Consider the following 22,186-nt stretch of genomic DNA (forward strand, 5'->3'; position numbering starts at 1 on the left):
TCACGTCGAGCGAGTCCACGTCGACGGTCCGCGTGACGGCGCTCGGGTGGCCGTCGTCGACGGTGACCTGCGCCTGCCAGGAGGTCACGGCGATGGTCAGCCGGTGACCGGTGCGTGCGGCCTTGCCGGTCACGCCGGTGCGGATGAGCAGTTCGCCGGAGCCTGCGGTGACGGTCTGCGTGTCGGTCATAGCCGCCAGCCTACGGTGTGAGCGCGTCTGCGCCGGGCCGTTTTGACCTGCGCCGATCGACGCGCGTACGCTTGACCGCTGGTGCTTGGCATCGTCGTGCCCGCTTCGGCGGCGTCGGCGATCACCACAGCCCCGGGTCCCCACCGGTCGCCGGGAGCAGCTGTGCCGAGCATTGGACCGGCAATCACGACGAACAGTGAGGACTACTGTGCCTACCTACACCCCGAAGGCCGGTGATGTCACCCGTACGTGGCACATCATCGATGCCACCGACGTGGTGCTCGGCCGCCTCGCCGTGCAGAGCGCCAACCTGCTCCGCGGCAAGCACAAGCCGACCTTCGCCCCGCATGTGGACGGCGGCGACTACGTCATCATCATCAACGCTGAGAAGGTCGCCGTCAGCGGCAACAAGCTGACCGACAAGAAGCTGTACCGCCACTCGGGTCACCCGGGCGGCCTGAAGTCCCGCTCCGTGGGCGAGCTGCTGGAGACCAAGCCCGAGCGCGTCGTCGAGTCGGCCGTCAAGGGCATGCTGCCCAAGAACAAGCTCGGCAACCAGATCGCCTCGAAGCTGAAGGTGTACGCCGGCCCGAATCATCCGCACGCGGCCCAGAAGCCCGTCCCCTTCGAGATCAAGCAGGTGGCCCAGTGACCAACGAGAACGTGAACAACGAGGTCGAGGTCGTCGAGGACGAGGTCGTCCTGGAAGACGGTTCCTACACCACCGAGTCGGCCGAGTCCGAGGCCACCGAGACCGTCTCGCGCGGCCCGGTCGTCATCGACCGCCCGGTCCAGACCGTCGGCCGCCGCAAGGAGGCCGTCGTGCGCGTCCGCCTGGTGAACGGCGACGGCCAGTTCACCCTGAACGGCCGCAGCCTCGAGGATTACTTCCCCAACAAGGTGCACCAGCAGCTGATCCAGGCTCCGCTGGTCACCGTCGAGCGCACCGGTGCCTTCGACATCCACGCCAAGCTCGTCGGCGGCGGCCCCTCGGGCCAGGCCGGTGCGCTGCGCCTGGCCATCGCCCGCGCGCTGATCGAGGTGGCTCCCGAGGACCGTCCGGCCCTGAAGAAGGCCGGCTTCCTCACCCGCGATCCGCGTGCTGTCGAGCGCAAGAAGTACGGCCTGAAGAAGGCCCGCAAGGCTTCGCAGTACAGCAAGCGCTGATCGCTTTCCGTACTGTGGCACGCCTTTTCGGCACCGACGGCGTCCGGGGCCGGGCCAACGATCAGCTCACTGCAGAGCTGGCGCTGGGCCTGGCCTCGGCCGCCGTTTGCGTTCTCGGTGCAGAAGCAACACAGCAGAACCGCCGCCCGCGGGTGGTGGTCGGCCGCGATCCGCGGGCCTCGGGTGAACTGCTCGAATCGGCGCTGTGCGCCGGTCTGGCCGCCGCCGGCGCCGACGCGATCCGGGTGGGCGTGGTGCCCACCCCGGCCGTCGCCTTCCTGACCGCCGACTACGGCGCCGACTTCGGCGTGATGATCTCGGCGTCGCACAATCCCATGCCGGACAACGGCATCAAGTTCTTCGCGGCGGGCGGGCACAAGCTGGCCGACGACGTCGAGGACGCCATCGAGGCGGCGATGAGCGGCGAGCAGCCGCGGCCGACCGGGGCCGGCGTGGGCCGGCTGGTCGACGCCCCCGACGCGGTGGACCGCTACCTGGCCCATCTCGCCCAGGCCGGTCACGGCACCCTCGACGGGCTCACCATCGTGGTCGACGCCGCCAACGGCGCCGCCTTCGAGGTGGCGCCCAAGGCCTATGCCGCGGCCGGCGCCCAGGTGATCGCCATTCACGCCGAACCCGACGGCCTCAACATCAACGACGGCTGCGGCTCGACGCATCTGGACGTCCTGCAGGCCGCGGTGCTCGAACACGGCGCCGACCTGGGCCTGGCGCACGACGGCGACGCCGACCGCTGCCTGGCCGTGGACTCGACCGGCGCGGTGGTCGACGGCGACCAGATCATGGCGATCCTGGCGCTGGACCTGCACGAACGCGGCGAACTCAAGGACGGTGTGCTGGTCGCGACGGTGATGAGCAACCTGGGTCTGCATCAGGCCATGACCCGGGCCGGCATCGACGTGCACGTCACCGGGGTGGGCGACCGGTACGTCCTCGAGGAACTGCGCGCGGGCGGGTACTCGCTCGGCGGCGAGCAGTCCGGGCACATCGTGGTCCCGGCCGCCGGGACCACCGGCGACGGCGTCCTCACCGGACTGCTGCTCGCGCAGCGGGTGGTCCAGACCGGCACCCGGCTGGCCGAACTGGCCGCGGTGATGACCGTGCTGCCACAGGTGCTGATCAACGTTCCGGTCAGCGACAAGCATGCGGTCGCCCGGGATCGGGCCGTGGCCGACGCGGTCTCGGTGGCCGAATCCGACCTCGACGGCAGCGGCCGGATCCTGCTGCGCCCCAGCGGAACCGAGCAGCTGGTGCGCGTGATGGTGGAGGCCGAGAGCGCCGACGCGGCACAGACCGTGGCGCAGCGGGTCGCCGAGGTGGTCGCCGCCGTCTGACACGCCCGCGCCGGCCGATGGAACCGGAACGGTCCGTGCTGCGTCTAATCAACATGACGGGTATGCGACTGGACCGGGACGGAGTGGCCGGAGCGGCGGCACGCCAGCGGGCGATCGCCCACGAGCTGGCCGAGGCCGCCGAACAGCTGGGGGAGTGGCATTTCGGAGGCTGGGCCGGCACCCGCGGTCAGCGCCGGGCCGCCGCGGCGCTGCGCGGCCGGCAACTGCACACCTGCGGACTGCTGCGGCGTCAGGCCCGTGCGCTCGACGCCCTCGGCCGCGCCCTGGCCGCACACGAGGCCGCCGTCGGTCGGGTCGACGGCGGCCGGGTGGACGGCGGCCTGCCGTGATCGACGATCTGCTGGCACTGCTGCACAGCTGGGTCGACCGCGGCGCCGTGGTCGACTACGACGACGAGCAGGTGGCGGCTCCGCACACCGTGATCGCCGCCTTCGACGCCGCCGGCTTCGACGACGACGTCGCGCGGCTGACGGCCGGCGCCGAGCATCTGCAGCGGCTGGGCGATCGGCTCGGCGGGGTGTGCGCCGACCTGCCCGAGGTGTGGAGCGGGCCGGGCGGCGTCAGCGCCGCCACCGCCGCGGGCCGGCTGCACGAGGAGCTCGCGGCCGCCGCCGACCAGCTCACGGTGCAGGCCCGTACCGCCGCCACCGCGGCGGCGGTCCTGGGCGAGGTGCTCGGCGAATACCGCACCGTGATGGCGGCAGCCGCCGCACCCCTGGCCGTCGGCACCAGTCCGCAGGCCGCCGGCGACGAGCTGAGCGCCCGCCTCGACGCGGCTCGCGCCGCCGGACTGGCCACCGAGCGGGCGGTGCGCGAGTCCCTGGACGTGCTCGCCGACCAGTGGCGCACCGCGGGCGAGCTGATCCTGGCCGGCGGGCGCTGAGGAGCACCGGGGCATGGACCATCGGAGTGCACTCGAGGAGATCGGCAGGCAGGCGCTCACAGTGCTGCGCAGCAGCCGGCTGCGGCCGCCGGGAATCCCGCCGCGCGGTGCCGCGGGCCTGCGCCGCCGCACCGCGGACGGCGGTCCGGCGCACACGCCGCTGCCACGGCTGATGGTGCCGGTGCCCCTCGTCGCGCGCTCGAAGCCTTAGGCTGGGAACGTGTCCGGAACCAAGAAGGCTCGCAAGAAGAAGGGCTCGGCCAAACCCGCCGACCTGATCAAGACGCTCGCACTGCGCGGACCGCACAAGGTCGACCGCGGCGACCTGGGCATCGTCGGCCTGGCCGGCCAGGTCTTCGCCCCGCGCACCGGGCAGGACTATCCGGCCGTCGCCTTCGGGCACGCCTGGCTCAAGGGCAGCGCCGCCTACCGGGACCTGATGGTGCACCTCGCGTCCTGGGGCATCGTGGTCGCCGCCCCCGACTCCGAACGCGGACCGCTCGCCTCCGACGTGGAACTGGCGACCGATCTGCGCGCCGCCCTCACGGTGCTGCAGAGCGTGCCGCTGGGCACCACCGAACCGGTCACCGTCAACCCCGCGCAGGTGGGGCTGGTGGGGCACGGCTTCGGCGCGGCCGCCGCGGTCCTGGCCGCCTCCTCGCGTCCGCTGCTCGGCCGTCCGCAGATCCCGGTCCGGGCGCTGGCCACCCTGTTCCCGGCGCCGTCCACCCGGCAGCTGCTGCCGGCGGCGGCCGAGGTGACCGCGCCGGCGCTGATCCTGGCCGCCGACGACCAGACGGACTCACTGACCGGCAACGCCGTGCAACTCGCCCACACCCTCGGCGGCGATGTGGTGTTGCGCACGTTGGCCGGGGCCACCAACCGGGGGCTGCTGGAGAAGCGCTCCCTCAAGACCCTGATCGGGGTCAACGGCGCCGACAAGGCCACCCACAAGACGGTCCGCGCCCAGCTCACGGGCTATTTGCTGCACACCCTGACCGGCGACGACCACTATGCGCCGTTCGCGGACCCGGAGGCGGTCTTCCCGGACGCACTGGGAGTGGAGCCGGGGCAGGTGCGGCCGGCCGACAACGATCACATCGCCCAGCTGCTCGGCGCGAAACCCTTCGCCGACGACAAGAAAGGGCAACCGCGTATCGCCGGGTAAACTCGGCGACCATGTGTGGAATCGTCGGATACGTCGGGCAGCGCGACGCCCTGGACATCGTCGTCGAAGCCCTGCGGAGGATGGAATACCGCGGCTACGACTCGGCGGGCGTGGCCATCGCCGACGGTCGGGGGACCATCGCGGTGGAGAAGAAGGCCGGCCGGCTGCAGAACCTGGAGAAGGTCATCGCCGAGGTGGGCCCGGCCGCGCTGACCGGCTCGACCGGCATGGGACACACCAGGTGGGCCACCCACGGCCAGCCCACCGACCGCAACGCCCACCCGCACACCAGCTGCGACGGCAAGGTGGCGGTGGTCCACAACGGCATCATCGAGAACTACGCCCCGCTGCGGGCCGGTCTCGAGGACGCCGGCATCGAGTTCTCCTCCGACACCGACACCGAGACCGCGGTGCACCTGCTCGAACGCGAGTACCTGACCGGCCCGGACGCCGGTGACTTCGTGGCCAGCGCCTACCGCACACTGCGCCGGCTCGAGGGTGCGTTCACGCTCGTCTTCATGCACGCCGATCATCCCGGCACCATCGTCGCCGCCCGCCGTTCGACCCCGCTGGTAGTCGGTGTGGGCGACGGCGAGATGTTCGTCGCCTCGGACGTCACCGCCTTCATCGAGCACACCCGCAACGCGGTGGAGCTGGGCCAGGACGAGGTGGTGGTGATCACCGCCGACGAATACGTGATCACCGACTTCGACGGCGAGCCCACCGGCGGCAAGCCGTTCCACATCGACTGGGATCTGGCCGCCGCCGAGAAGGGCGGCTACGACTACTTCATGCTCAAGGAGATCGCCGAGCAGCCCGAGGCGCTCGAGAGCACTCTGATGGGCCACCTGGAGGGCGGCCGCATCGTGCTCGACGAGCAGCGGCTCTCCGACGACGACCTGCGCGACGTCGACAAGGTCTTCGTGGTGGCCTGCGGCACCGCCTACCACGCCGGCCTGATCGCCAAGTACGCCATCGAGCACTGGACCCGGCTGCCCGTCGAGGTGGAGCTGGCCAGCGAGTTCCGCTACCGGGACCCGGTCCTGGACCGGTCCACCCTGGTGGTGGCGATCAGCCAGTCCGGCGAGACCGCCGACACCCTCGAGGCGGTCCGGCACGCCAAGGACCAGAAGGCCCGCGTGCTGGCCATCTGCAACACCAACGGCGCGCAGATCCCGCGCGAGTCCGATGCGGTGCTCTACACCCACGCCGGACCGGAGATCGGGGTGGCCTCCACCAAGTGCTTCCTGGCCCAGATCGCCGCCGCCTACATGGTGGGGCTGGCGCTGGCCCAGGCCGTCGGCACCAAATACCCCGACGAGGTGGTCCGCGAGTTCAACGCCCTCGAGGAGATCCCGGCCGCCGTGGCCGAGGTCCTCGAACAGATGGGGCCGGTGCGCGACCTGGCCCGCAGCTACGCCACCAGCGACACCGTGCTGTTCCTGGGCCGGCACGTGGGCTACCCGGTGGCGCTCGAGGGCGCACTCAAACTCAAGGAGCTCGCCTACATCCACGCCGAGGGCTTCGCGGCCGGCGAACTCAAGCACGGGCCGATCGCGCTGATCGAGGACGGGCTGCCGGTGATCGTGGTGATGCCGTCCCCGGTGGGCCGGGCGGTGCTGCATTCGAAGATGGTCAGCAACATCCGGGAGATCCAGGCGCGCGGCGCCCGCACCATCGTGATCGCCGAGGCCGACGATGCCGCGGCCGCCGCGGTCGCCGATCACCTGATCCCGATCCCGCACACCCAGACGCTGCTGCAGCCGCTGGTCTCGACCGTGCCGCTGCAGGTCTTCGCCGCCACCGTGGCCCAGGAGCGCGGCTACGACGTGGACAAGCCGCGCAACCTCGCCAAATCCGTGACGGTGGAATGAGCCGATGATCGGTTACCACCGCGTCGAGGCGATCCGGGCCGCCGAGGAGGCGACCGGCGAACTGCTGACCGGCGGGGTGCTGATGGCCCGCGCCGCCTCCGGTGTCGCCCGCGTCGGTGCGGCAGAGCTGCGGCGGCGCTGCGGCGCCGTCTACGGCCGACGCGTGGGTCTGGTGGTCGGTGCCGGCAACAACGGCGGCGACGCCCTCTACGCCGGTGCGCTGCTGCGGGCACGCGGGGTGGCCGTCGACGCGGTCCTGCTGGCCCCCGACCACGCCCATCGCGGCGGTCTCGCCGCGCTGACCGCGGCCGGCGGACGGATCGTGGACCGGCTCGAGCCCAGCAGCGACCTGGTGATCGACGCGGTGGTCGGACTCGGCGGGCACGGCCCGCTGCGCCCGGCGGCCGCCGCGGCCTTCGCCGCCGTGACCGGCGTCCCGGTGCTCGCCGTGGACCTGCCGTCCGGGGTGGACGCCGACACCGGTCGGGTGCACGAGCCGTCCGTGCGGGCGGCGGTGACGGTGACCTTCGGGGTGCCGCGGCGCGCACACCTGCTGGCGGCACCGCACTGCGGCCGCCTGGAGGTGATCGATCTGGGCCTGACGCTGCCGGCACCGGACCTGGCCGCCCTGACCGACGCGGAGGTGGCCGCCGGCTGGCCGCTGCCGGGCCCGGACGACGACAAGTACACCCAGGGGGTGGTGGGCATCGTGGCCGGCTCGGCCACCTATCCGGGTGCGGCGGTGCTGTCCACCTCGGCGGCGGTGGCCGCCACCTCCGGTATGACCCGCTACGCCGGAACAGCCCGCGAGGAGGTGCTCGCCCGGCACCCCGAGGTGGTCGCGGTGAGCGAGCTCGCCGATGCCGGCCGGGCGCAGGCCTGGGTGGTGGGCCCGGGACTGGGCACCGATGCCGTTGCCGCCGACCTGCTGCGACAGGTGCTGGACCGTGACGTTCCGGTCCTGGTCGACGCCGACGGGCTGACGCTGCTCGCCGCACAGCCGGAACTGCTCGCCGCGCGCAGCGCCCCGACCCTGCTCACCCCGCACGCCGGGGAGTTCGCCCGGCTGGCCGGATCGCCGCCCGGAACGGACCGCGCCGCGTCCACGGCCGCCCTGGCCGACCGGCTCGGCGCCACCGTCCTGCTCAAAGGCCGGATCACGCTGGTCGCCGACCCCGGACAGAGCGTGGTCTACGGCAACGACGCCCAGGGCTCGTGGGCGGCCACCGCCGGGGCCGGCGACGTGCTCTCGGGCATCGCCGGCGCCCTGCTGGCGGCGGGCCGCGAGCCGCGCTGGGCCGGGGCGGCCGCCGCCCGTCTGCACGCCCGGGCCGCGGCTCTGGCCAGCGGGGGTGCACCCATCGGAGCCGGCGCCCTGGCCGCCGCGCTACCCGCAGCGCTCGCGGCGCTCCTGGCAGAATGGACACCGTGACCGCTTCTCCCGCACCCGAATCGGCCGCGCTGACGGCCGTGGTGAACACCGACGCCATCGCGGCCAACACCGCGCTGGTCGCCGAGCGCGCGGGCACCGGTGTGATCGCGGTGGTCAAGGCCGACGGCTACGGTCACGGCGCCGTGCCCGCCGCCCGCGCCGCGCTGGCCGGCGGGGCCGCCGAACTCGGCGTGGCGCATGTACCGGAGGCGCTCGGGCTGCGGGCCGCCGGCATCGACGCGCACATCACCTCCTGGCTGCACACCCCGGTCACCGACTTCGGCGCCGCCATCGCCGGCGACGTCGATCTGGCGCTGTCCTCCCCGCGGCAGCTGGCGGCCGTGGTGGCCGCGGCCCACGAGCAGGGGGTGACCGCCACCATCTCGCTGAAGGTGGACACCGGGCTGGGCCGCTCGGGGATCGGCGCCGACGAATGGGACGAGACCGCCCGCGCGGTGGCCGCCGCGCAGGCCGAGGGAGCGGTGCGGCTCCGGGCCATGATGTGTCACCTGGCGTTCGGCGATGAGCCGGAGAACCCGCTGAACTCGCTGCAGGCGCAGCGCCTCGACGAGGCGAGCGCCGACCTGGTCCGGCTCGGCGTCCGGCCGGAACTCATGCACCTGGCGAACTCGCCGAGCGCGCTGACCCGGCCCGATCTGGCGCGGGATCTGGTGCGTCCGGGCATCGCCCTCTACGGCTATTCGCCGATCGTCGGCCGCGACTTCGGCCTCACCCCGGCGATGACGCTGGCCGCCCGGGTGGCGCTGGTCAAGAAGGTCCCGGCCGGGCAGGGCATCTCCTACAGCCACACCTGGACGGCGCCTGCCGACACCACCATCGCGGTGGTGCCGGCCGGCTACGCCGACGGGGTGCCGCGCCTGCTCTCGGGCCGGATGCAGGTGCACATCAACGGCCGCCGCTTTCCCAATGTGGGACGGATCTGCATGGACCAGCTGGTCGTCGACCTCGGCCGGGACGGCGGCGGGGTGCGCGAGGGTGATCTGGCGGTGCTCTTCGGGCCCCCGTCGCCGCAGGCCACCGAGCCGGTGCCGTCGGCCACCGACTGGGCCGAGGAGATCGGCACCATCGACTACGAGATCGTCAGCGGGGTCGGCGGCCGGGCCCGGCGGGTCTACGTGGGCACCGCCGGCCGCAGTGCGGGGGACCGCGATGACTGAACCCGAGCAGCGCCGGTCGGCCTGGAGTTCCGGTCTGGGACAGGCGGGTTCGCTCGGTGCGAGCACCGCCGGCGCCTTCCGGCGGCGCCGCCGGCGGCGCAAGGCGGGCACCGCCGTGGATCCGTACGCCGGCGAGAACTTCAAGATCATCTACGACGACGACTCGTCGACGGTGATCGCCGACGACGGGGTGGCGCTGGCGGTGCGCACCGTGCTCACCGGCGATCCGGACAAGGAGCCGGAGCTCACGGTGATCTTTATGCACGGTTTCACTTTGCGGATGGCGTCCTGGCACTTCCAGCGCTTCCAGCTCGCGCAGCGCTGGGCCGACAAGAACGTCCGGATGGTCTTCTACGATCAGCGCGGCCACGGCGCCAGCGACCCGGCACCCAAACCGAGCTGTTCGATCGCCCAGCTCGGTGAGGATCTGGCCGCGGTGATCCGCGCGGTCGCACCCACCGGACCGGTTGTGCTGGTGGGCCATTCGATGGGCGGCATGACCATCATGGCGCTCGCCCGCAGCCACCCGGAGCTCTTCGGGCACGCCCGCGGCAAGGTGGCCGGGGTGGCGCTGGTGTCCACCGCCGCCCGCGGCATCACCGAAGCCGGCCTGGGGGAGGGCCTGAACAATCCGATCGTCGACGCGCTGCGCGTCTCGGTGCGCTACTTCCCGGGGCTGGTGCAAGCCGGCCGCGGCATCACCCGCCAGGCGGTCGAGCCGGTGCTGGCCGCCGCCAGCTTCGGCCCGGACTTCTACAGCCCGGCCACCGAGCACGCCGTGGAGGCGATGATCCAGAACACCTCGATCGCCTCGATGGTGAACTTCCTGCACGCCCTGGAGAGCCACGACGAGTCCACCGCGCTGCCGGTGCTCGCCCAGGTCCCCACGGTGGTGATGTGCGGCGAGGAGGACCGGCTCACGCCGCTGGCCAACTCGGTGCGCGCCTTCTCCGAACTCGGCGACGATGCGCGGCTGCGGATCGGCGACGGCTGCGGGCACATGCTGCCGATGGAGAGCCCGGAACTGGTCACCGACGGCATCGTCGACCTGGTGGAACGCTCGCGCCTGGCCCGCAACCGGCCCCGCATCCCGTGGCGGAAGGCGCGCAGTGAGCGGTGACGGACACCCTCGGGTCCAGCGCGGACAGCCCGGCCGGGCCGTGCTCCCCGAGACCGCCGACACCGAAGACCTGGGTCGGGCGCTGGCCGGTGTGCTGCGGGCCGGCGACCTGGTGATCCTGGACGGACCGCTGGGGGCGGGCAAGACGGCGCTGACCCGCGGCCTGGGCGCCGGACTCGGCGTGGCCGGCCGGATCTCGTCGCCCACCTTCATCATCGCCCGCGAACACCGGCCGGGGCGGCCCGGCGGGCCGGGACTGATCCACGTCGACGCCTACCGGCTGGGCGGACTGGACGATCTGGACGCACTGGACCTGGACACCGACCTCGACGACAGCGTGGTGGTGGTCGAATGGGGTGAGGGCGTGGCCGAACGGCTCGTCGACGAATACCTGCTGGTGCGGCTGCGGCGCCCGGAAGACTCCGCGGACGGCTCCGAGGTGCGCACCGCCGACTGGGAATGGGTGAGCAATGACTGACACCGGCGGCACCGCCACGGTGCTGACCATCGACACGTCCACCGGCTCGGTGGTCACCGGGGTGGTGCGGCTCGGTCCGGGCGGCCCGCGGCCGCTGGCGCAGCGGGTGGTCGACGATCACCGGCGGCACGCCGAGGTGCTCACCACACTGATCAAGGAGGCGCTCGCCGAGGCTTCGGTGACCGGAGGCGAGCTGGACGCGGTGATCGTGGGCTGCGGCCCGGGCCCGTTCACCGGGCTGCGGGTGGGGATGGCCACCGGCGCGGCCTACGCCGATGCACTGGACCTGCCCGTCTACGGGGTGTGCTCACTCGACGCGATCGCCGCCGCCGAGCCGCAGGCCGTCGGCGACGGTCCGGTGCCGACGATGCTGGTGGTGACCGATGCGCGACGCCGCGAGGTGTACTGGGCGCGCTACGACCACGGCCGGCGGGTGGCCGGTCCCGAGGTGAGCCGGCCCGACGAGCTGGCCGCGGCGCTGGCCGGCGATCCGCCCGCCGTGGTGGTGGGCGATCCGGCGTTCACCTCGCGGTTCGGCCCGGCGGGAACGGCCACCGTGCCCACCCCGGCCGCACTGGCCGCGGTCGGGGCGGAACTGCTGGGTACCGAGCCTGCCCCGCTCACTCCGCTCTACCTGCGGCGCCCCGATGCGGTGGAGCTCAAGGACCAGCGCCGCAAGTCGCTGCTGTGAGCACCGGGCTGCTCGTCGACGCCCTGACGCCGGCGGATCTGCCGCGCTGCGCCGAACTCGAGGCGCAGATCTTCGCCGGCGACTCGCCGTGGCCGCTGGCCGGTTTCGTCGCCGAACTGCGCGCCGCCCACAACCGCTACTTCGCGCTGCGCACCGGGCCGGGTGCCCCGGTCGCCGGCTACGCCGGGATCGCCGTGCTCGGTCCGGTCGGGGCACACGAATGCGAGATCCACACCATCGCCGTCGACCCGGTGCTGCGCGGCCGCGGCGGAGGGCGGGCACTGCTGGCCGCCCTGCTGGACGTCGCCGACGGCCTGGAAGTTGCCGACGGTCAGGTCACCCCGGTATTCCTGGAGGTGCGCACCGACAACGCGCCGGCCATCTCGCTCTACCGGGACACCGGCTTCGGGATCGCCGGGCTGCGCCGCAACTACTATCAGCCTTCCGGCGCCGACGCCTACACCATGGTGCGCCCCGCCCCGCCGGACGACGAGGGGGAGAACGCGCCGTGATCGTGATGGGCATCGAGAGCTCGTGCGACGAGACCGGGATCGGCATCGTCTCCTGGGACGGCGAGCGCGCCACCCTGCTGGCCGACGAGGTGGCCTCGAGCGTGGATCAGCACGCCCGCTACGGCGGGGTGGTGCCCGAGGTGGCCTCCCGCGCGCACCTCGAGGCCATCGTGCCGACCATGCGCCGGGCCCGCGAGGCGGCCGGCATCGACCGCCCCGATGCGATCGCCGTGACCATCGGCCCGGGACTGGCCGGTGCGCTGCTGGTGGGCGTGGCCGCGGCCAAGGCCTATGCGCTGGCCTGGGATGTGCCGCTGTACGCGGTGAACCACCTCGGCGGGCACGTGGCCGTCGACACCCTCGAGCACGGGCCGATGCCGCCGGCGGTGGCGTTGCTGGTCTCCGGCGGGCACACGCATCTGCTCGGCGTGGACGACCTGTCGCAGCCCATCGCCGAACTGGGCACCACGATCGACGACGCCGCCGGTGAGGCCTTCGACAAGGTGGCGCGTCTGCTGGACCTGGGCTATCCGGGTGGGCCGGCGCTCGACGCGGCCGCCGCCGACGGCGACCGCGAGGCGATCGCCTTCCCGCGGGGCCTGACCGGTCCGCGCGATGCCCGCTACGACTTCTCGTTCAGCGGCCTCAAAACGGCCGTCGCCCGCTATGTGGAGGGCGAGGTGCGGGCCGGCCGCCGGGTGAGCATCCCCGACGTGGCGGCCTCCTTCCAGGAGTCGGTGGCCGACGTGCTCACCGCCAAGGCATTGCGCGCCTGCGGCGATCGCGGGGTGGACACCCTGGTGCTCGGCGGCGGGGCCACCGCCAACTCGCGGATCCGTGAGCTGGCCGCCGAGCGGGCGGCTGCCGCCGGCGTGGACCTGCGGGTGCCCAAGCCGCGGCTGTGCACCGACAACGGGGTGATGATCGCGACCCTCGGCGCCCACGTGATCGGCGGTGGCACCCCGCCGTCGCCGCTGACCGTCGCCTCCGACCCGGGAATGTCGGTTCAGGTCAGCGCGCTGTAGCGGGCGGTTCCGGCCACCGGCGCGACATGGCACTGTCCGGGGTTGAGCGCTGGCACTCGCATAGGTAGAGTGCTAGTCGGCACTGGTTCGTTCGCCGCGGCACCCGCGACGACGCGGCAGCGATCCGAAGCCGTCAACGTTCATCAGCAGTGAATAGAGAAGGACTGACATCGTGGCAGGCGTGAACATCAAGCCGCTTGAGGACAAGATCCTCGTGCAGGCCGTTGAGGCCGAGACGACCACCGCTTCGGGCCTGGTCATCCCCGACTCCGCCAAGGAGAAGCCCCAGGAGGGCAAGGTCATCGCCGTCGGCCCCGGCCGCTGGGACGATGAGGGCGAGCACCGGATCCCGGTGGACGTCAAGGAAGGCGACACCGTCATCTACAGCAAGTACGGCGGCACCGAGATCAAGTACGAGGGCGAGGAGTACCTGATCCTCTCCGCTCGCGACGTGCTGGCCGTCCTCGGCTGACACAAGAGACAAGACGACGAAGCCCCGGTGGATCTCCACCGGGGCTTCGTCGTCGGTTCTGCCGTCGCCGCCGATGCCGGGGCACCGGTGCCGGCGGCGCGGCGCGATCAGGAGGCCAGCGGCCGGCTCAGCTGCCGGCGGCGGATCAGATTCCGCTCGTGCTCACTCAGGCCGCCCCAGATGCCGTAGGGCTCGTCCACCGCCAGTGCGTGCTCGCGGCACTGGATGATCACCGGGCAGCCGTTGCACACCTGCTTGGCGCGCCGCTCGCGCTGCATTCTGGCGCGGCCGCGCTCGCCCTCCGGGTGGAAGAAGACCGACGAATCCAGACCGCGGCAGTCGCCGAGGCGCTGCCAGTCCCAGAAGTCGGCATTGGGTCCGGGCAGGCGGTCTGCGGTGGTGGTCACTGTGAACTCCTTGCTCAAGGTCCGCGTCTCGCGGGCGTGTTCATCGCTTGCAAGGCTCAAACTAGGCGGCGCCGATCTGGCCCGTCAAACAACGAATTCAGGCCATCTGAACTGCGTCTTTGCTGTTCGGTTAACGTACGATGAGCCGTCTGGGAATTCCACGTGGACCCGTAACGGGACAGAAACAATCGGGGGCCGCCGGGGCACCTTCCGGCAATCTGGGACGCTGATTGTTAACGCTGGCGAAAGCTCCGAGGCGGCGAGATCTACGCCACAGTGAGGACGACATGACCGATGTGACCCGATGGTGGGCGGCCGTCGAACTCGGTGCGCGCGGCCGTGCCGCGGCCGCCCGGACCGAACTCAACGCTCTCGACGCCGATCCGGGCACCGCACCGGCAGTACGCTCTCTGGCGCACAGTACGCGAGGTTCGCTCACTCGGCAGGCCGGCGGGCACGCCGTCGCCCGCGCCGCCGACGGTGCGGCCTGCGCGCTGGTGGCGACGGCGGTCCGGGACGGCGGGCTCGCCGGCCGCGGCTGGACGTCCGCGCCGTGGACCGCGGCGGCCTGGGCCGACGGCCTGATCGGACTGGCCGCCGACGCTCTCGGGATCGGCGACTTCCGGGCCGCCGACACCCTGCTCGGTCGCACCGAGAGCTTCCTCGACTCGCTCGCCGACGACCCGGCGGCCGATTGGCGCACGCTCGCACGGGTCCGCCTGCGGGCGGCCTGGGTGCGCACCGAGTGGGCCCTCTACAGCGGCCGTATCGCCGCCGCGCACGCGCAGACGGGGCGGCTGCAGTCGGCTGCGGCGGCGGTGCCCTCGCAGCGTCACCGGCTCAAGACCACGCTGATCCTCGCGGCGGTCGCCGCGGCCTCGGACAAAACCGGCGATGCGGTCGCGCTGGCTGAGGACAGCCGCCGCCGGGCCGCCGCACAGGGCGCTCTGCCGCTGCTCTGGGCCGCGGAGAGCATGCTCATGTCGCTGCCCCCATACCCCCAAGATATAGCCTCTGACGTGCGCAGACTCCGCGATGAACTTGCCCTTCGGGGGATGCCCTTCGCGCCCCTGCGGCCCGGTGAGCGACACGGTCGTTAAGGTGGACGGGTGCCACCCGGACAGCTCCCTGCTCAGATCCGGGGTGTGGCATCGATCATCCGTGTAACACTTCGATCACTCTCCGGCGATGAAACTGACAGGTGAGGCGCTGCACGAGGCAGTCCGTCTGGCAAAGGACGGAGACCGGCGGGCGCTGAACTCAGTGCTCGAGAGTGTTCGGGATCCGGTCCTGCGCTACTGCCGGGCACGCATCGGTGCGGCCGAGAGGCATCTCTTCTCGGCTGACGACGTGGCTCAGGAGGTGTTGATGGCGGTGATGACGGCTCTGCCCCGGTACGAAGACCAGGGGCGGCCCTTCATGGCGTTCGTCTACGGCATCGCCTCCCACAAGGTGGCCGACGCGATGCGTACCGCGGCACGCACCAAGGCCGATCCGGTCGAGGACGTCCCCGAGGTGGTCGACTTCTCGTCCGGTCCCGAACAGCACGCTCTCGACAGCGACGCCAGCGCCCGCATGCGCGAGCTGCTGGAGGTCCTGCCGGAGAAGCAGCGCGAGATCCTGGTGCTGCGTCTGGTGGTCGGACTCTCCGCGGAGGAGACCGCCGAGATGGTCGGCAGCAGCCCCGGCGCCGTCCGCGTCGCACAGCACCGGGCACTGGGCAAGTTGAAGAAACTACTGGATCCGGGAGGTGCGCGATGAACGAGAACGATCCCCGGTTCATCGACCCCCGCTCCGGCGAGGCCGCGTCGGTGGACCTGACCGCGGTACACCGGGACGACGAGTTCCTCGATGCCATCGCCGACGGACGGTCGGTGCCGCTGGACGATCCGGCGACCGCCGAACTGGCGGGCCTGATGTTCGCCTGGCGCACCGAGGTGCTGGCGGATCCGCCGCCGGCCCGGCCGACGCTCACCGACGTGGAGACTGCGATCGCCGCCGAGCAGGCCGCGCTGCGCCGCCGCTCCACCACCCGCAACCTGCGTCTCGTCTCCGGAGCCGCCGGCATCCTGGCGCTGGCCGGCGCCGGGCTGATGGTGATGAGCGAGAACTCGCAGCCGGGTGACCCGCTGTGGTCGGTCAAGAAGGTGGTCTTCGCCAGCGAGGCAGAGCAGACTCAGGCCCGGGTCGACGTGCAGAGCACGCTCGAATCGGCCCAGGAGGCGGTCGACGCCGGCGACGACGTCCGCGCCGACCAGCTGATCACCAAGGCCCAGGGGCAGCTCGAGCCGATCAACGATCGGGACACCCGCGAGCGGATGCAGCAGTGGATCCGCCGGTTGCAGGACGACAACGGCGACCACCCGGCCACCACCGACACCTCGGCGCCCGACGCGGCGACCCTGCCGTCCGATGTGACCGGCCAGGACCCGTCGTCCTCGGTCACGGTGACGATCCCGTCCGACTCCTCGTCGTCGAGCGTGCCGTCCTCGCCGTCGCCGTCGTCGAGTGTGCCGAGCAGCAGCACCACGCCCAGCGCCACCTCGTCGAGCGAGGCGCCCGCGCCCTCGACGACGGTCACCGCGGACCGCTCGGTCCCGGTCAGCTGACCGGGGCGGCGGGACGGTGCGCGAGCGCCGTCAGCGGCGTTCGTTGCGGTAGATCAGATAGGCGTCGGTGAATCCGCGGCAGTACTCCCAGGTCACATAGTCCTCGGGGCGCGGATCGACGGCCGGCTCGTGCGGCCGGACGGAACCGTCGGCCAGCAGCTGACTCAGACTGGCGCGCAGCATGTCCCAGTCGTGGAAGTGATCTTCGTGACAGTCCTCGCAGACCACCACCAGGCCGCGGATACCGCGGGGCGCGAGCAGCGACTCGTAGACCTCGAGATCCTCCAGGTCGTCCTGGACGGCGCGACGTTCCTGCTCATCGAGAGGAACGGCCGGTTCGAGAGCGTCGAGAGCCGCCGCGGGGTCGCTCGGATCGTCCGCGAAGGGATCCGGCGGCATTCCTGGTGGCAAGTGGTCTCGCACACCCCCACCGTAGCCCATGCCGGCGGCCCGGATCGACCGTGACGAAGGCCTGTCGGGAAACGACGATAGAATGAGCAGATGACGCGTGTGCACACCGGTGGAGATGATCCCGAGAAGGTCGCGATGCTCGGCCTCACCTTCGACGACGTACTGCTTCTTCCGTCCGCCTCGGACGTGGTCCCCAATGCGGTGGACACCTCTTCCAAGCTGACCCGCGAGATCACCCTCAAGGTGCCGCTGGTGTCCTCGGCGATGGACACCGTCACCGAGGCGCGGATGGCCATCGCGATGGCCCGGGCCGGCGGCATGGGGGTGCTGCACCGCAACCTGTCGATCGAGGATCAGGCGTCGGCGGTCGAGACGGTCAAACGCTCCGAGGCCGGGATGGTCACCGACCCGGTGACCTGCCTGCCCACCAACACCCTCGCCGAGGTCGACGCCATGTGCGCCCGCTTCCGGATCTCCGGTCTGCCGGTGGTCGATCAGGCCGGCGAACTGGTCGGCATCATCACCAACCGCGACATGCGCTTCGAGCACGACCAGTCGCGCCCGGTCTCGGAGGTGATGACCCCGGCGCCGCTGATCACCGCGCAGGAGGGCGTCTCCGCGGAGGCCGCGCTGGGTCTGCTGCGCCGCCACAAGATCGAGAAGCTGCCGATCGTCGACGGCAACGGCCGGCTCACCGGGCTGATCACCGTCAAGGACTTCGTCAAGACCGAACAGCACCCCGATGCCACCAAGGACGCCGACGGCCGGCTGCTGGTCGGTGCCGCCGTGGGGGCGGGCGACGAAGCCTGGAAGCGTGCCATGGCGCTCGACGAGGTGGGCGTGGACGTGCTCGTCGTCGACAGTGCCCACGGCCATTCGTCCGGGGTGCTGGACATGATCGCCAAGCTCAAGGCCGAGATCGGCAGCCGGGTGCAGCTGATCGGCGGCAACATCGCCACCCGCAGCGGTGCGCAGGCGCTCATCGACGCCGGCGTGGACGCGGTCAAGGTGGGCGTGGGCCCGGGTTCCATCTGCACCACCCGCGTGGTGGCCGGTGTGGGCGCCCCGCAGATCACCGCACTGCTCGAGGCGGTCTCCGTGTGCAAGCCGGCCGGTGTGCCGGTGGTGGCCGACGGCGGTCTGCAGTACTCCGGCGACGTCGCCAAGGCGCTGGCCGCCGGCGCCTCCACGGCCATGCTCGGTTCGCTGCTGGCCGGCACCGCCGAATCCCCGGGAGAGCTGATCCTGGTGAACGGCAAGCAGTTCAAGAGCTACCGCGGCATGGGCTCGCTGGGTGCCATGCAGGGCCGCGGCCAGGGCAAGTCGTACTCCAAGGACCGCTACTTCCAGGACGACGTGCTGGCCGAGGACAAGCTGGTTCCCGAGGGCATCGAGGGACGGGTGCCCTTCCGCGGCCCGCTCTCGCAGGTGATCCACCAGCTCTCCGGCGGTCTGAAGGCCGCCATGGGTTACACCGGCAGCGCCACCATCGAGGATCTGCAGGGCGCGCAGTTCGTGCAGATCACCGCCGCGGGCCTGAAGGAATCGCACCCGCACGACATCACTCTCACCGCTGAAGCGCCCAACTACTACACTCGTTGATCGGCAGATCTGACGGCAGAAGAAAGGCGCACCGTTGCGTGACCTCGTCGAATTCGGCATGGGCAGAACTGCCCGGCGTACCTACGAGCTGGAGGACATCTCGATCGTCCCGTCTCGCCGGACGCGGTCGAGCAAGAACGTCTCCACCTCGTGGCAGATCGACGCCTACCGATTCTCGATGCCGATCCTGAACCACCCGACCGATGCGATCGGCTCCCCGGAGACCGCGATCGAACTCGGCCGGCTGGGCGCGCTGGGCACGATCAACGCCGAAGGGCTGTGGGCCCGGCACGAGGACGCCGACGCCAAGATCGCCGAAGTGGTGGCCCTGGCCGAGGCCGATCCGGACCCGTCGGCCGCGGTGCGCCTGCTCCAGCAGCTGCACGCCGCGCCCATCCGGCTCGACCGGATCGCGGCGGCCATCACCCAGATGCGTGACGCCGGCGTGACCAGCGCGGTGCGGGTGAGCCCGCAGCTGGCGCCGACGCTCACCCCGGCCCTGCTCGAGGCCGGTCTCGAGGTGCTGGTGGTGCACGGCACCATCATCTCCGCCGAGCACGTGGTGCTCGTCGACCGCGGCGCCGAGGATCTCGAGCCGGAGCCGCTGAACCTGAAGACCTTCATCGGCGACCTGGACATCCCGGTGATCGCCGGCGGCGTCCACGACCATCGCACCGCGCTGCACCTGATGCGCACCGGCGCGGCCGGCGTCATCGTCGGCTACGGTTCGGCCGAAGGCGCCACCACCACCGGCGAGGTGCTGGGCATCGGGGTGCCGATGGCCACGGCCATCGCCGACGCGGCCGCCGCCCGGCGCGACTACCTCGACGAGACCGGCGGCCGGTATGTGCACGTGATCGCCGACGGCGACCTGCACACCTCCGGCGACGTGGCCAAGGCGATCGCCTGCGGCGCCGACGCGGTGGTGCTGGGCACCCTGCTGGCGCAGGCGCAGGAGGCCCCCGGCCGCGGCTGGTACTGGCCGTCGGCGGCGGCGCACCCGGACACCCCGCGCGGCGCGGTGCTGCAGGTGGCGCCCGAGGGCGAGCGGCCCAGCCTGGCCACTGTGCTGACCGGGCCGTCGGACGATCCGGACGGCCACCTGAACCTGATCGGCGCGCTGCGCCGGTCGATGGCCAAGGCCGGTTACGCCGATCTCAAGGAGTTCCAGAAGGTCGGCCTGTCGGTTCGTGCCTGACCGGTTCGCCGGTTTGCCGCAGAACCGCCGGCGGGCCGACGGTGCCCTAGGCTGAGCGCGTGGAGCTGATGGAAGACGTCTTCGGCTGGGTCGCCCTCGGCTTCGAGGTGCTCGGCGCCCTGTGCATGGTGCTGGGGACGCTGCTCGCACTGGGCCTCGCGGTCCGCGCGCTGCGCCGCGGCCACCCCGGTGCGGACGTCTTCCAGAGTCTCCGGCGGACGCTCGGCGGGGCGATCATGCTCGGTCTGGAAGTGCTGATCGCCGCCGACCTGGTGCGCACCATCACCTCCAAACCGTCGCTCGAGGATGTGGCGGTGCTGGGCATCGTGGTGCTGATCCGGACCGTGCTCTCGCTGTCGATCTCGGTGGAGATCGAGGGGGTGCTGCCCTGGCGCCGGGCCCTGCTCACCAGCGGGGCGAGCGTGATCGCGGCCGAAGCGGGCCGGGATCGGGCGGCGGCCGCACGGGTCCCGGGCGGCCCGACGGGGGAGTCGGTGCCACAACCTTCTCAATGATCATTAGTATGGTTGCATGGCTCACACCGACTTCGACGTTCTGATCATCGGCTCCGGATTCGGCGGGAGCGTGAGTGCGCTGCGGCTGGTCGAGAAGGGCTATTCGGTGGGGGTGATCGAGGCGGGCCGCCGCTTCGAGGACGAGCAGTTCGCCAAGACCAGCTGGCGGCTGCACAAATGGCTGTGGGCACCCAAGTTCGGGCTGTACGGCATTCAGCGCATCCACCTGCTCAAGGACGTGATGATCCTGGCCGGCGCCGGAGTGGGCGGCGGTTCGCTGAACTACGCGAACACCCTCTACAAGCCGCCGACCCCGTTCTTCACCGACCCCACCTGGGCGCACATCACCGACTGGGAGTCGGAGCTGTCCCCGCACTACGACCAGGCCCGCCGGATGCTCGGCGTGGTCACCAATCCGACGTTCACCAACTCCGACCGGGTGATCAAGGAGGTCGCCGGGGAGATGGGGGTGGGCGAGACGTTCCGGATGACCCCGGTCGGCGTCTTCTTCGGCGCCAAGACCGGCGGCCGCGGCGCCCCCGGCCAGACCGTCGACGATCCGTACTTCGGCGGCGCCGGACCGCGCCGCACGGCCTGCACCGAATGCGGGGCGTGCATGACCGGCTGCCGGGTTGGCGCCAAGAACACCCTGCTGAAGAACTATCTGGGTCTGGCCGAGCGGGCCGGCGCGCAGATCATCGACCGCACCACCGTCGACCGGCTCGAGCAGCGTCCGGACGGCAGCTGGCTGGTCTCGGCGCGCGGATCGTCGTCGTGGGGGCCGTTCGGCTCGCGGCGGCGGCAGTACACCGCCGGTCAGGTGATCGTGGCGGCCGGCACCTTCAACACCCAGAAGATCCTGCACCGGGCCAAGGACACCACCCTGCCGCGGCTGTCGGACCGGCTGGGCGTGCTCACCCGCACCAACTCCGAATCGATCCTCGGCGCGATGAGCGCCCGGGTGGATCCGGCGTCGGACTACTCGGAGGGCGTGGCGATCACCTCGTCGTTCCATCCGGAGGAGAACACGCACATCGAGCCGGTGCGCTATGGCAAGGGCTCCAATGCGATCGCGTACCTGCAGACACTGCTCACCGACGGCGGCAGTATCCCGAACCGGCTGGGGCAGGTGCTCCGGCAGATCGTGAAGAACCCCTTCCTGCTGGTGCGGCTGCTGCTGGTGCGCCAGTGGAGCCAGCGCACGGTGATCGCCCTGGTGATGCAGAACAGCAACAGCTCGCTGACCACGTTCGTGCGTCGCCGCGGCCCGCTGCGCTACGTGACCAGCCGGCAGGGACACGGCGAACCGAATCCGACCTGGATCCCGAAGGGCAACGAGGCTACCCGGCGGATGGCCGCCAAACTCGACGGTGGGGTGGCCGGCGGCACCTGGGGCGATGTCTTCAACATGCCGCTCACCGCGCACTACCTGGGCGGGTGCGTGATCTCCGAGAGCCCGGACGACGGCGTCATCGACCCCTACCACCGGGTGTGGAACTATCCGACCCTGCACGTGACCGACGGTGCGGCGATCACCGCCAATCTGGGCGTGAATCCGTCGCTCTCGATCTCGGCGCAGGCCGAACGCGCGATCTCGCTGTGGCCCAATAAGGGTGACGCCGATCCACGCCCCGCGCAGGGCGAGCCCTACCGCCGGCTCGCCCCGGTGACGCCGGCCGCCCCGGTGGTGCCCGCCGCCGCCCCGGGTGCGCTGCGGCTGCCGATCACCCCGGTCGACGCGCGCACCGCGCAGTCGATCGACGAGTTGTCCAAGGCGGCCGGCGCTCCGCAGCTCGACGAGGACGTCGCCGTCGACTGACACGTGCAGAATTTGGGCACTGTAAGGCGGATCCAGTCCGCCTTACAGTGCCCAAGTTCTTA

General features: G+C 71.7%; 25 protein-coding genes and 1 pseudogene. 23 read left to right on the top strand and 3 right to left on the bottom strand.

Annotated features, from left to right (window positions below):
• Window positions 1–190, bottom strand: a pseudogene (locus tag ACJMNC_RS13660) (YceI family protein); the annotation flags it as partial.
• A 208-nt stretch (window positions 191–398) separates the two neighbouring features.
• Between ACJMNC_RS13660 and rplM the strand changes: the two are divergent.
• From rplM to groES, 16 genes are all read left to right on the top strand, one after another.
• Window positions 399–842, top strand: a complete 444-nt coding sequence (gene rplM / locus ACJMNC_RS13665) for a 50S ribosomal protein L13 (RefSeq protein WP_408948503.1) — start codon at window positions 399–401, stop codon at window positions 840–842.
• The gene (rpsI, locus tag ACJMNC_RS13670; protein WP_408948504.1) at window positions 839–1,357 is read left to right on the top strand and encodes a 30S ribosomal protein S9; all 519 of its coding nucleotides are present in this window, start codon (window positions 839–841) and stop codon (window positions 1,355–1,357) included. The genes rplM and rpsI overlap by 4 nt, the downstream gene beginning before the upstream one ends.
• A gap of 14 nt (window positions 1,358–1,371) precedes the next feature.
• Complete coding sequence (gene glmM, locus ACJMNC_RS13675) at window positions 1,372–2,709, top strand: phosphoglucosamine mutase (protein ID WP_408948505.1); 1,338 nt, start codon at window positions 1,372–1,374, stop codon at window positions 2,707–2,709.
• A 62-nt stretch (window positions 2,710–2,771) separates the two neighbouring features.
• On the top strand, window positions 2,772–3,059 hold the full coding sequence (locus ACJMNC_RS13680; protein ID WP_408948506.1) for a hypothetical protein: 288 nt from the start codon (window positions 2,772–2,774) through the stop codon (window positions 3,057–3,059).
• Complete coding sequence (locus ACJMNC_RS13685) at window positions 3,056–3,613, top strand: hypothetical protein (RefSeq protein WP_408948507.1); 558 nt, start codon at window positions 3,056–3,058, stop codon at window positions 3,611–3,613. Before ACJMNC_RS13680 ends, ACJMNC_RS13685 begins: the two co-directional genes overlap by 4 nt.
• Before the next feature lie 13 nt (window positions 3,614–3,626).
• Window positions 3,627–3,824: a hypothetical protein gene (locus tag ACJMNC_RS13690; RefSeq protein ID WP_408948508.1), complete on the top strand. Its 198-nt coding sequence runs from the start codon at window positions 3,627–3,629 to the stop codon at window positions 3,822–3,824.
• A 9-nt stretch (window positions 3,825–3,833) separates the two neighbouring features.
• Window positions 3,834–4,781, top strand: coding sequence for a dienelactone hydrolase family protein (locus ACJMNC_RS13695; protein WP_408948509.1), 948 nt, complete (start codon window positions 3,834–3,836; stop codon window positions 4,779–4,781).
• An 11-nt stretch (window positions 4,782–4,792) separates the two neighbouring features.
• Window positions 4,793–6,655 (top strand): glutamine--fructose-6-phosphate transaminase (isomerizing), encoded by a 1,863-nt coding sequence (gene glmS, locus ACJMNC_RS13700; protein ID WP_408948510.1) that lies wholly within the window; start codon window positions 4,793–4,795, stop codon window positions 6,653–6,655.
• Between the two features lie 4 nt (window positions 6,656–6,659).
• A complete protein-coding gene (locus ACJMNC_RS13705) occupies window positions 6,660–8,087 on the top strand; it encodes an NAD(P)H-hydrate dehydratase (protein WP_408948511.1) in 1,428 nt (475 codons plus the stop codon).
• Window positions 8,075–9,265 carry an alanine racemase gene (alr, locus tag ACJMNC_RS13710; protein ID WP_408948512.1) on the top strand — a complete coding sequence of 397 codons (1,191 nt, stop codon included), beginning with the start codon at window positions 8,075–8,077 and terminating at the stop codon, window positions 9,263–9,265. The genes ACJMNC_RS13705 and alr overlap by 13 nt, the downstream gene beginning before the upstream one ends.
• Window positions 9,258–10,385 (top strand): alpha/beta fold hydrolase, encoded by a 1,128-nt coding sequence (locus ACJMNC_RS13715; protein WP_408948513.1) that lies wholly within the window; start codon window positions 9,258–9,260, stop codon window positions 10,383–10,385. Before alr ends, ACJMNC_RS13715 begins: the two co-directional genes overlap by 8 nt.
• Window positions 10,375–10,863 carry a tRNA (adenosine(37)-N6)-threonylcarbamoyltransferase complex ATPase subunit type 1 TsaE gene (gene tsaE, locus ACJMNC_RS13720; protein WP_408948514.1) on the top strand — a complete coding sequence of 163 codons (489 nt, stop codon included), beginning with the start codon at window positions 10,375–10,377 and terminating at the stop codon, window positions 10,861–10,863. Before ACJMNC_RS13715 ends, tsaE begins: the two co-directional genes overlap by 11 nt.
• On the top strand, window positions 10,856–11,554 hold the full coding sequence (tsaB, locus tag ACJMNC_RS13725) for a tRNA (adenosine(37)-N6)-threonylcarbamoyltransferase complex dimerization subunit type 1 TsaB (protein ID WP_408948515.1): 699 nt from the start codon (window positions 10,856–10,858) through the stop codon (window positions 11,552–11,554). Before tsaE ends, tsaB begins: the two co-directional genes overlap by 8 nt.
• Complete coding sequence (gene rimI / locus ACJMNC_RS13730) at window positions 11,551–12,066, top strand: ribosomal protein S18-alanine N-acetyltransferase (protein WP_408948516.1); 516 nt, start codon at window positions 11,551–11,553, stop codon at window positions 12,064–12,066. The genes tsaB and rimI overlap by 4 nt, the downstream gene beginning before the upstream one ends.
• Window positions 12,063–13,091, top strand: coding sequence for a tRNA (adenosine(37)-N6)-threonylcarbamoyltransferase complex transferase subunit TsaD (tsaD, locus tag ACJMNC_RS13735; protein ID WP_408948517.1), 1,029 nt, complete (start codon window positions 12,063–12,065; stop codon window positions 13,089–13,091). Before rimI ends, tsaD begins: the two co-directional genes overlap by 4 nt.
• Before the next feature lie 172 nt (window positions 13,092–13,263).
• Window positions 13,264–13,563, top strand: coding sequence for a co-chaperone GroES (gene groES, locus ACJMNC_RS13740; RefSeq protein ID WP_408948518.1), 300 nt, complete (start codon window positions 13,264–13,266; stop codon window positions 13,561–13,563).
• 107 nt (window positions 13,564–13,670) lie between these two features.
• On the opposite strand, the gene ACJMNC_RS13745 is transcribed toward groES, so the two are convergent.
• Window positions 13,671–13,970, bottom strand: coding sequence for a WhiB family transcriptional regulator (locus tag ACJMNC_RS13745; protein WP_408948519.1), 300 nt, complete (start codon window positions 13,968–13,970; stop codon window positions 13,671–13,673).
• 287 nt (window positions 13,971–14,257) lie between these two features.
• Here ACJMNC_RS13745 and ACJMNC_RS13750 point away from each other — a divergent pair, with 287 nt between their 5' ends.
• The 3 genes from ACJMNC_RS13750 (at window position 14,258) to ACJMNC_RS13760 (ending at window position 16,579) form a co-directional block, all read left to right on the top strand.
• On the top strand, window positions 14,258–15,070 hold the full coding sequence (locus ACJMNC_RS13750; protein ID WP_408948520.1) for a hypothetical protein: 813 nt from the start codon (window positions 14,258–14,260) through the stop codon (window positions 15,068–15,070).
• An 88-nt stretch (window positions 15,071–15,158) separates the two neighbouring features.
• Entirely contained in the window at window positions 15,159–15,731 is a 573-nt protein-coding gene (locus ACJMNC_RS13755) for a sigma-70 family RNA polymerase sigma factor (RefSeq protein ID WP_408948521.1), read from the top strand.
• Window positions 15,728–16,579: an anti-sigma-D factor RsdA gene (locus ACJMNC_RS13760; protein ID WP_408948522.1), complete on the top strand. Its 852-nt coding sequence runs from the start codon at window positions 15,728–15,730 to the stop codon at window positions 16,577–16,579. Before ACJMNC_RS13755 ends, ACJMNC_RS13760 begins: the two co-directional genes overlap by 4 nt.
• Window positions 16,580–16,609: 30 nt before the next feature.
• Here the strand turns inward: ACJMNC_RS13760 and ACJMNC_RS13765 are convergent, their stop codons facing one another.
• A complete protein-coding gene (locus tag ACJMNC_RS13765; RefSeq protein ID WP_408948523.1) occupies window positions 16,610–17,002 on the bottom strand; it encodes a DUF5319 domain-containing protein in 393 nt (130 codons plus the stop codon).
• Between the two features lie 78 nt (window positions 17,003–17,080).
• On the opposite strand from ACJMNC_RS13765, the gene guaB reads away from it, so the two are divergent.
• The 4 genes from guaB (at window position 17,081) to ACJMNC_RS13785 (ending at window position 22,124) form a co-directional block, all read left to right on the top strand.
• On the top strand, window positions 17,081–18,592 hold the full coding sequence (gene guaB, locus ACJMNC_RS13770; protein ID WP_408948524.1) for an IMP dehydrogenase: 1,512 nt from the start codon (window positions 17,081–17,083) through the stop codon (window positions 18,590–18,592).
• A gap of 34 nt (window positions 18,593–18,626) precedes the next feature.
• The gene (locus ACJMNC_RS13775; protein ID WP_408948525.1) at window positions 18,627–19,790 is read left to right on the top strand and encodes a GuaB3 family IMP dehydrogenase-related protein; all 1,164 of its coding nucleotides are present in this window, start codon (window positions 18,627–18,629) and stop codon (window positions 19,788–19,790) included.
• Window positions 19,791–19,858: 68 nt separating this feature from the next.
• Complete coding sequence (locus ACJMNC_RS13780) at window positions 19,859–20,305, top strand: DUF1622 domain-containing protein (RefSeq protein WP_408948559.1); 447 nt, start codon at window positions 19,859–19,861, stop codon at window positions 20,303–20,305.
• Window positions 20,306–20,321: 16 nt separating this feature from the next.
• Window positions 20,322–22,124 (top strand): GMC family oxidoreductase N-terminal domain-containing protein, encoded by a 1,803-nt coding sequence (locus ACJMNC_RS13785; RefSeq protein WP_408948526.1) that lies wholly within the window; start codon window positions 20,322–20,324, stop codon window positions 22,122–22,124.
• Window positions 22,125–22,186 lie beyond the last annotated feature (62 nt).

The sequence above is a fragment of the Gordonia sp. VNK21 genome (assembly GCF_046098115.1).
Lineage (GTDB): Bacteria > Actinomycetota > Actinomycetes > Mycobacteriales > Mycobacteriaceae > Gordonia.

Coding starts and splice junctions, on each gene's coding strand:
- ACJMNC_RS13750 (WP_408948520.1), top strand. CDS start 14,258: ATGACCGATGTGACCCGATGGTGGGCGGCCGTCGAACTCGGTGCGCGC.
- ACJMNC_RS13785 (WP_408948526.1), top strand. CDS start 20,322: ATGGCTCACACCGACTTCGACGTTCTGATCATCGGCTCCGGATTCGGC.
- ACJMNC_RS13680 (WP_408948506.1), top strand. CDS start 2,772: ATGCGACTGGACCGGGACGGAGTGGCCGGAGCGGCGGCACGCCAGCGG.
- ACJMNC_RS13705 (WP_408948511.1), top strand. CDS start 6,660: ATGATCGGTTACCACCGCGTCGAGGCGATCCGGGCCGCCGAGGAGGCG.
- alr (WP_408948512.1), top strand. CDS start 8,075: ATGGACACCGTGACCGCTTCTCCCGCACCCGAATCGGCCGCGCTGACG.
- guaB (WP_408948524.1), top strand. CDS start 17,081: ATGACGCGTGTGCACACCGGTGGAGATGATCCCGAGAAGGTCGCGATG.
- ACJMNC_RS13715 (WP_408948513.1), top strand. CDS start 9,258: ATGACTGAACCCGAGCAGCGCCGGTCGGCCTGGAGTTCCGGTCTGGGA.
- ACJMNC_RS13755 (WP_408948521.1), top strand. CDS start 15,159: ATGAAACTGACAGGTGAGGCGCTGCACGAGGCAGTCCGTCTGGCAAAG.
- ACJMNC_RS13690 (WP_408948508.1), top strand. CDS start 3,627: ATGGACCATCGGAGTGCACTCGAGGAGATCGGCAGGCAGGCGCTCACA.
- tsaB (WP_408948515.1), top strand. CDS start 10,856: ATGACTGACACCGGCGGCACCGCCACGGTGCTGACCATCGACACGTCC.
- ACJMNC_RS13760 (WP_408948522.1), top strand. CDS start 15,728: ATGAACGAGAACGATCCCCGGTTCATCGACCCCCGCTCCGGCGAGGCC.
- glmS (WP_408948510.1), top strand. CDS start 4,793: ATGTGTGGAATCGTCGGATACGTCGGGCAGCGCGACGCCCTGGACATC.
- ACJMNC_RS13780 (WP_408948559.1), top strand. CDS start 19,859: ATGGAAGACGTCTTCGGCTGGGTCGCCCTCGGCTTCGAGGTGCTCGGC.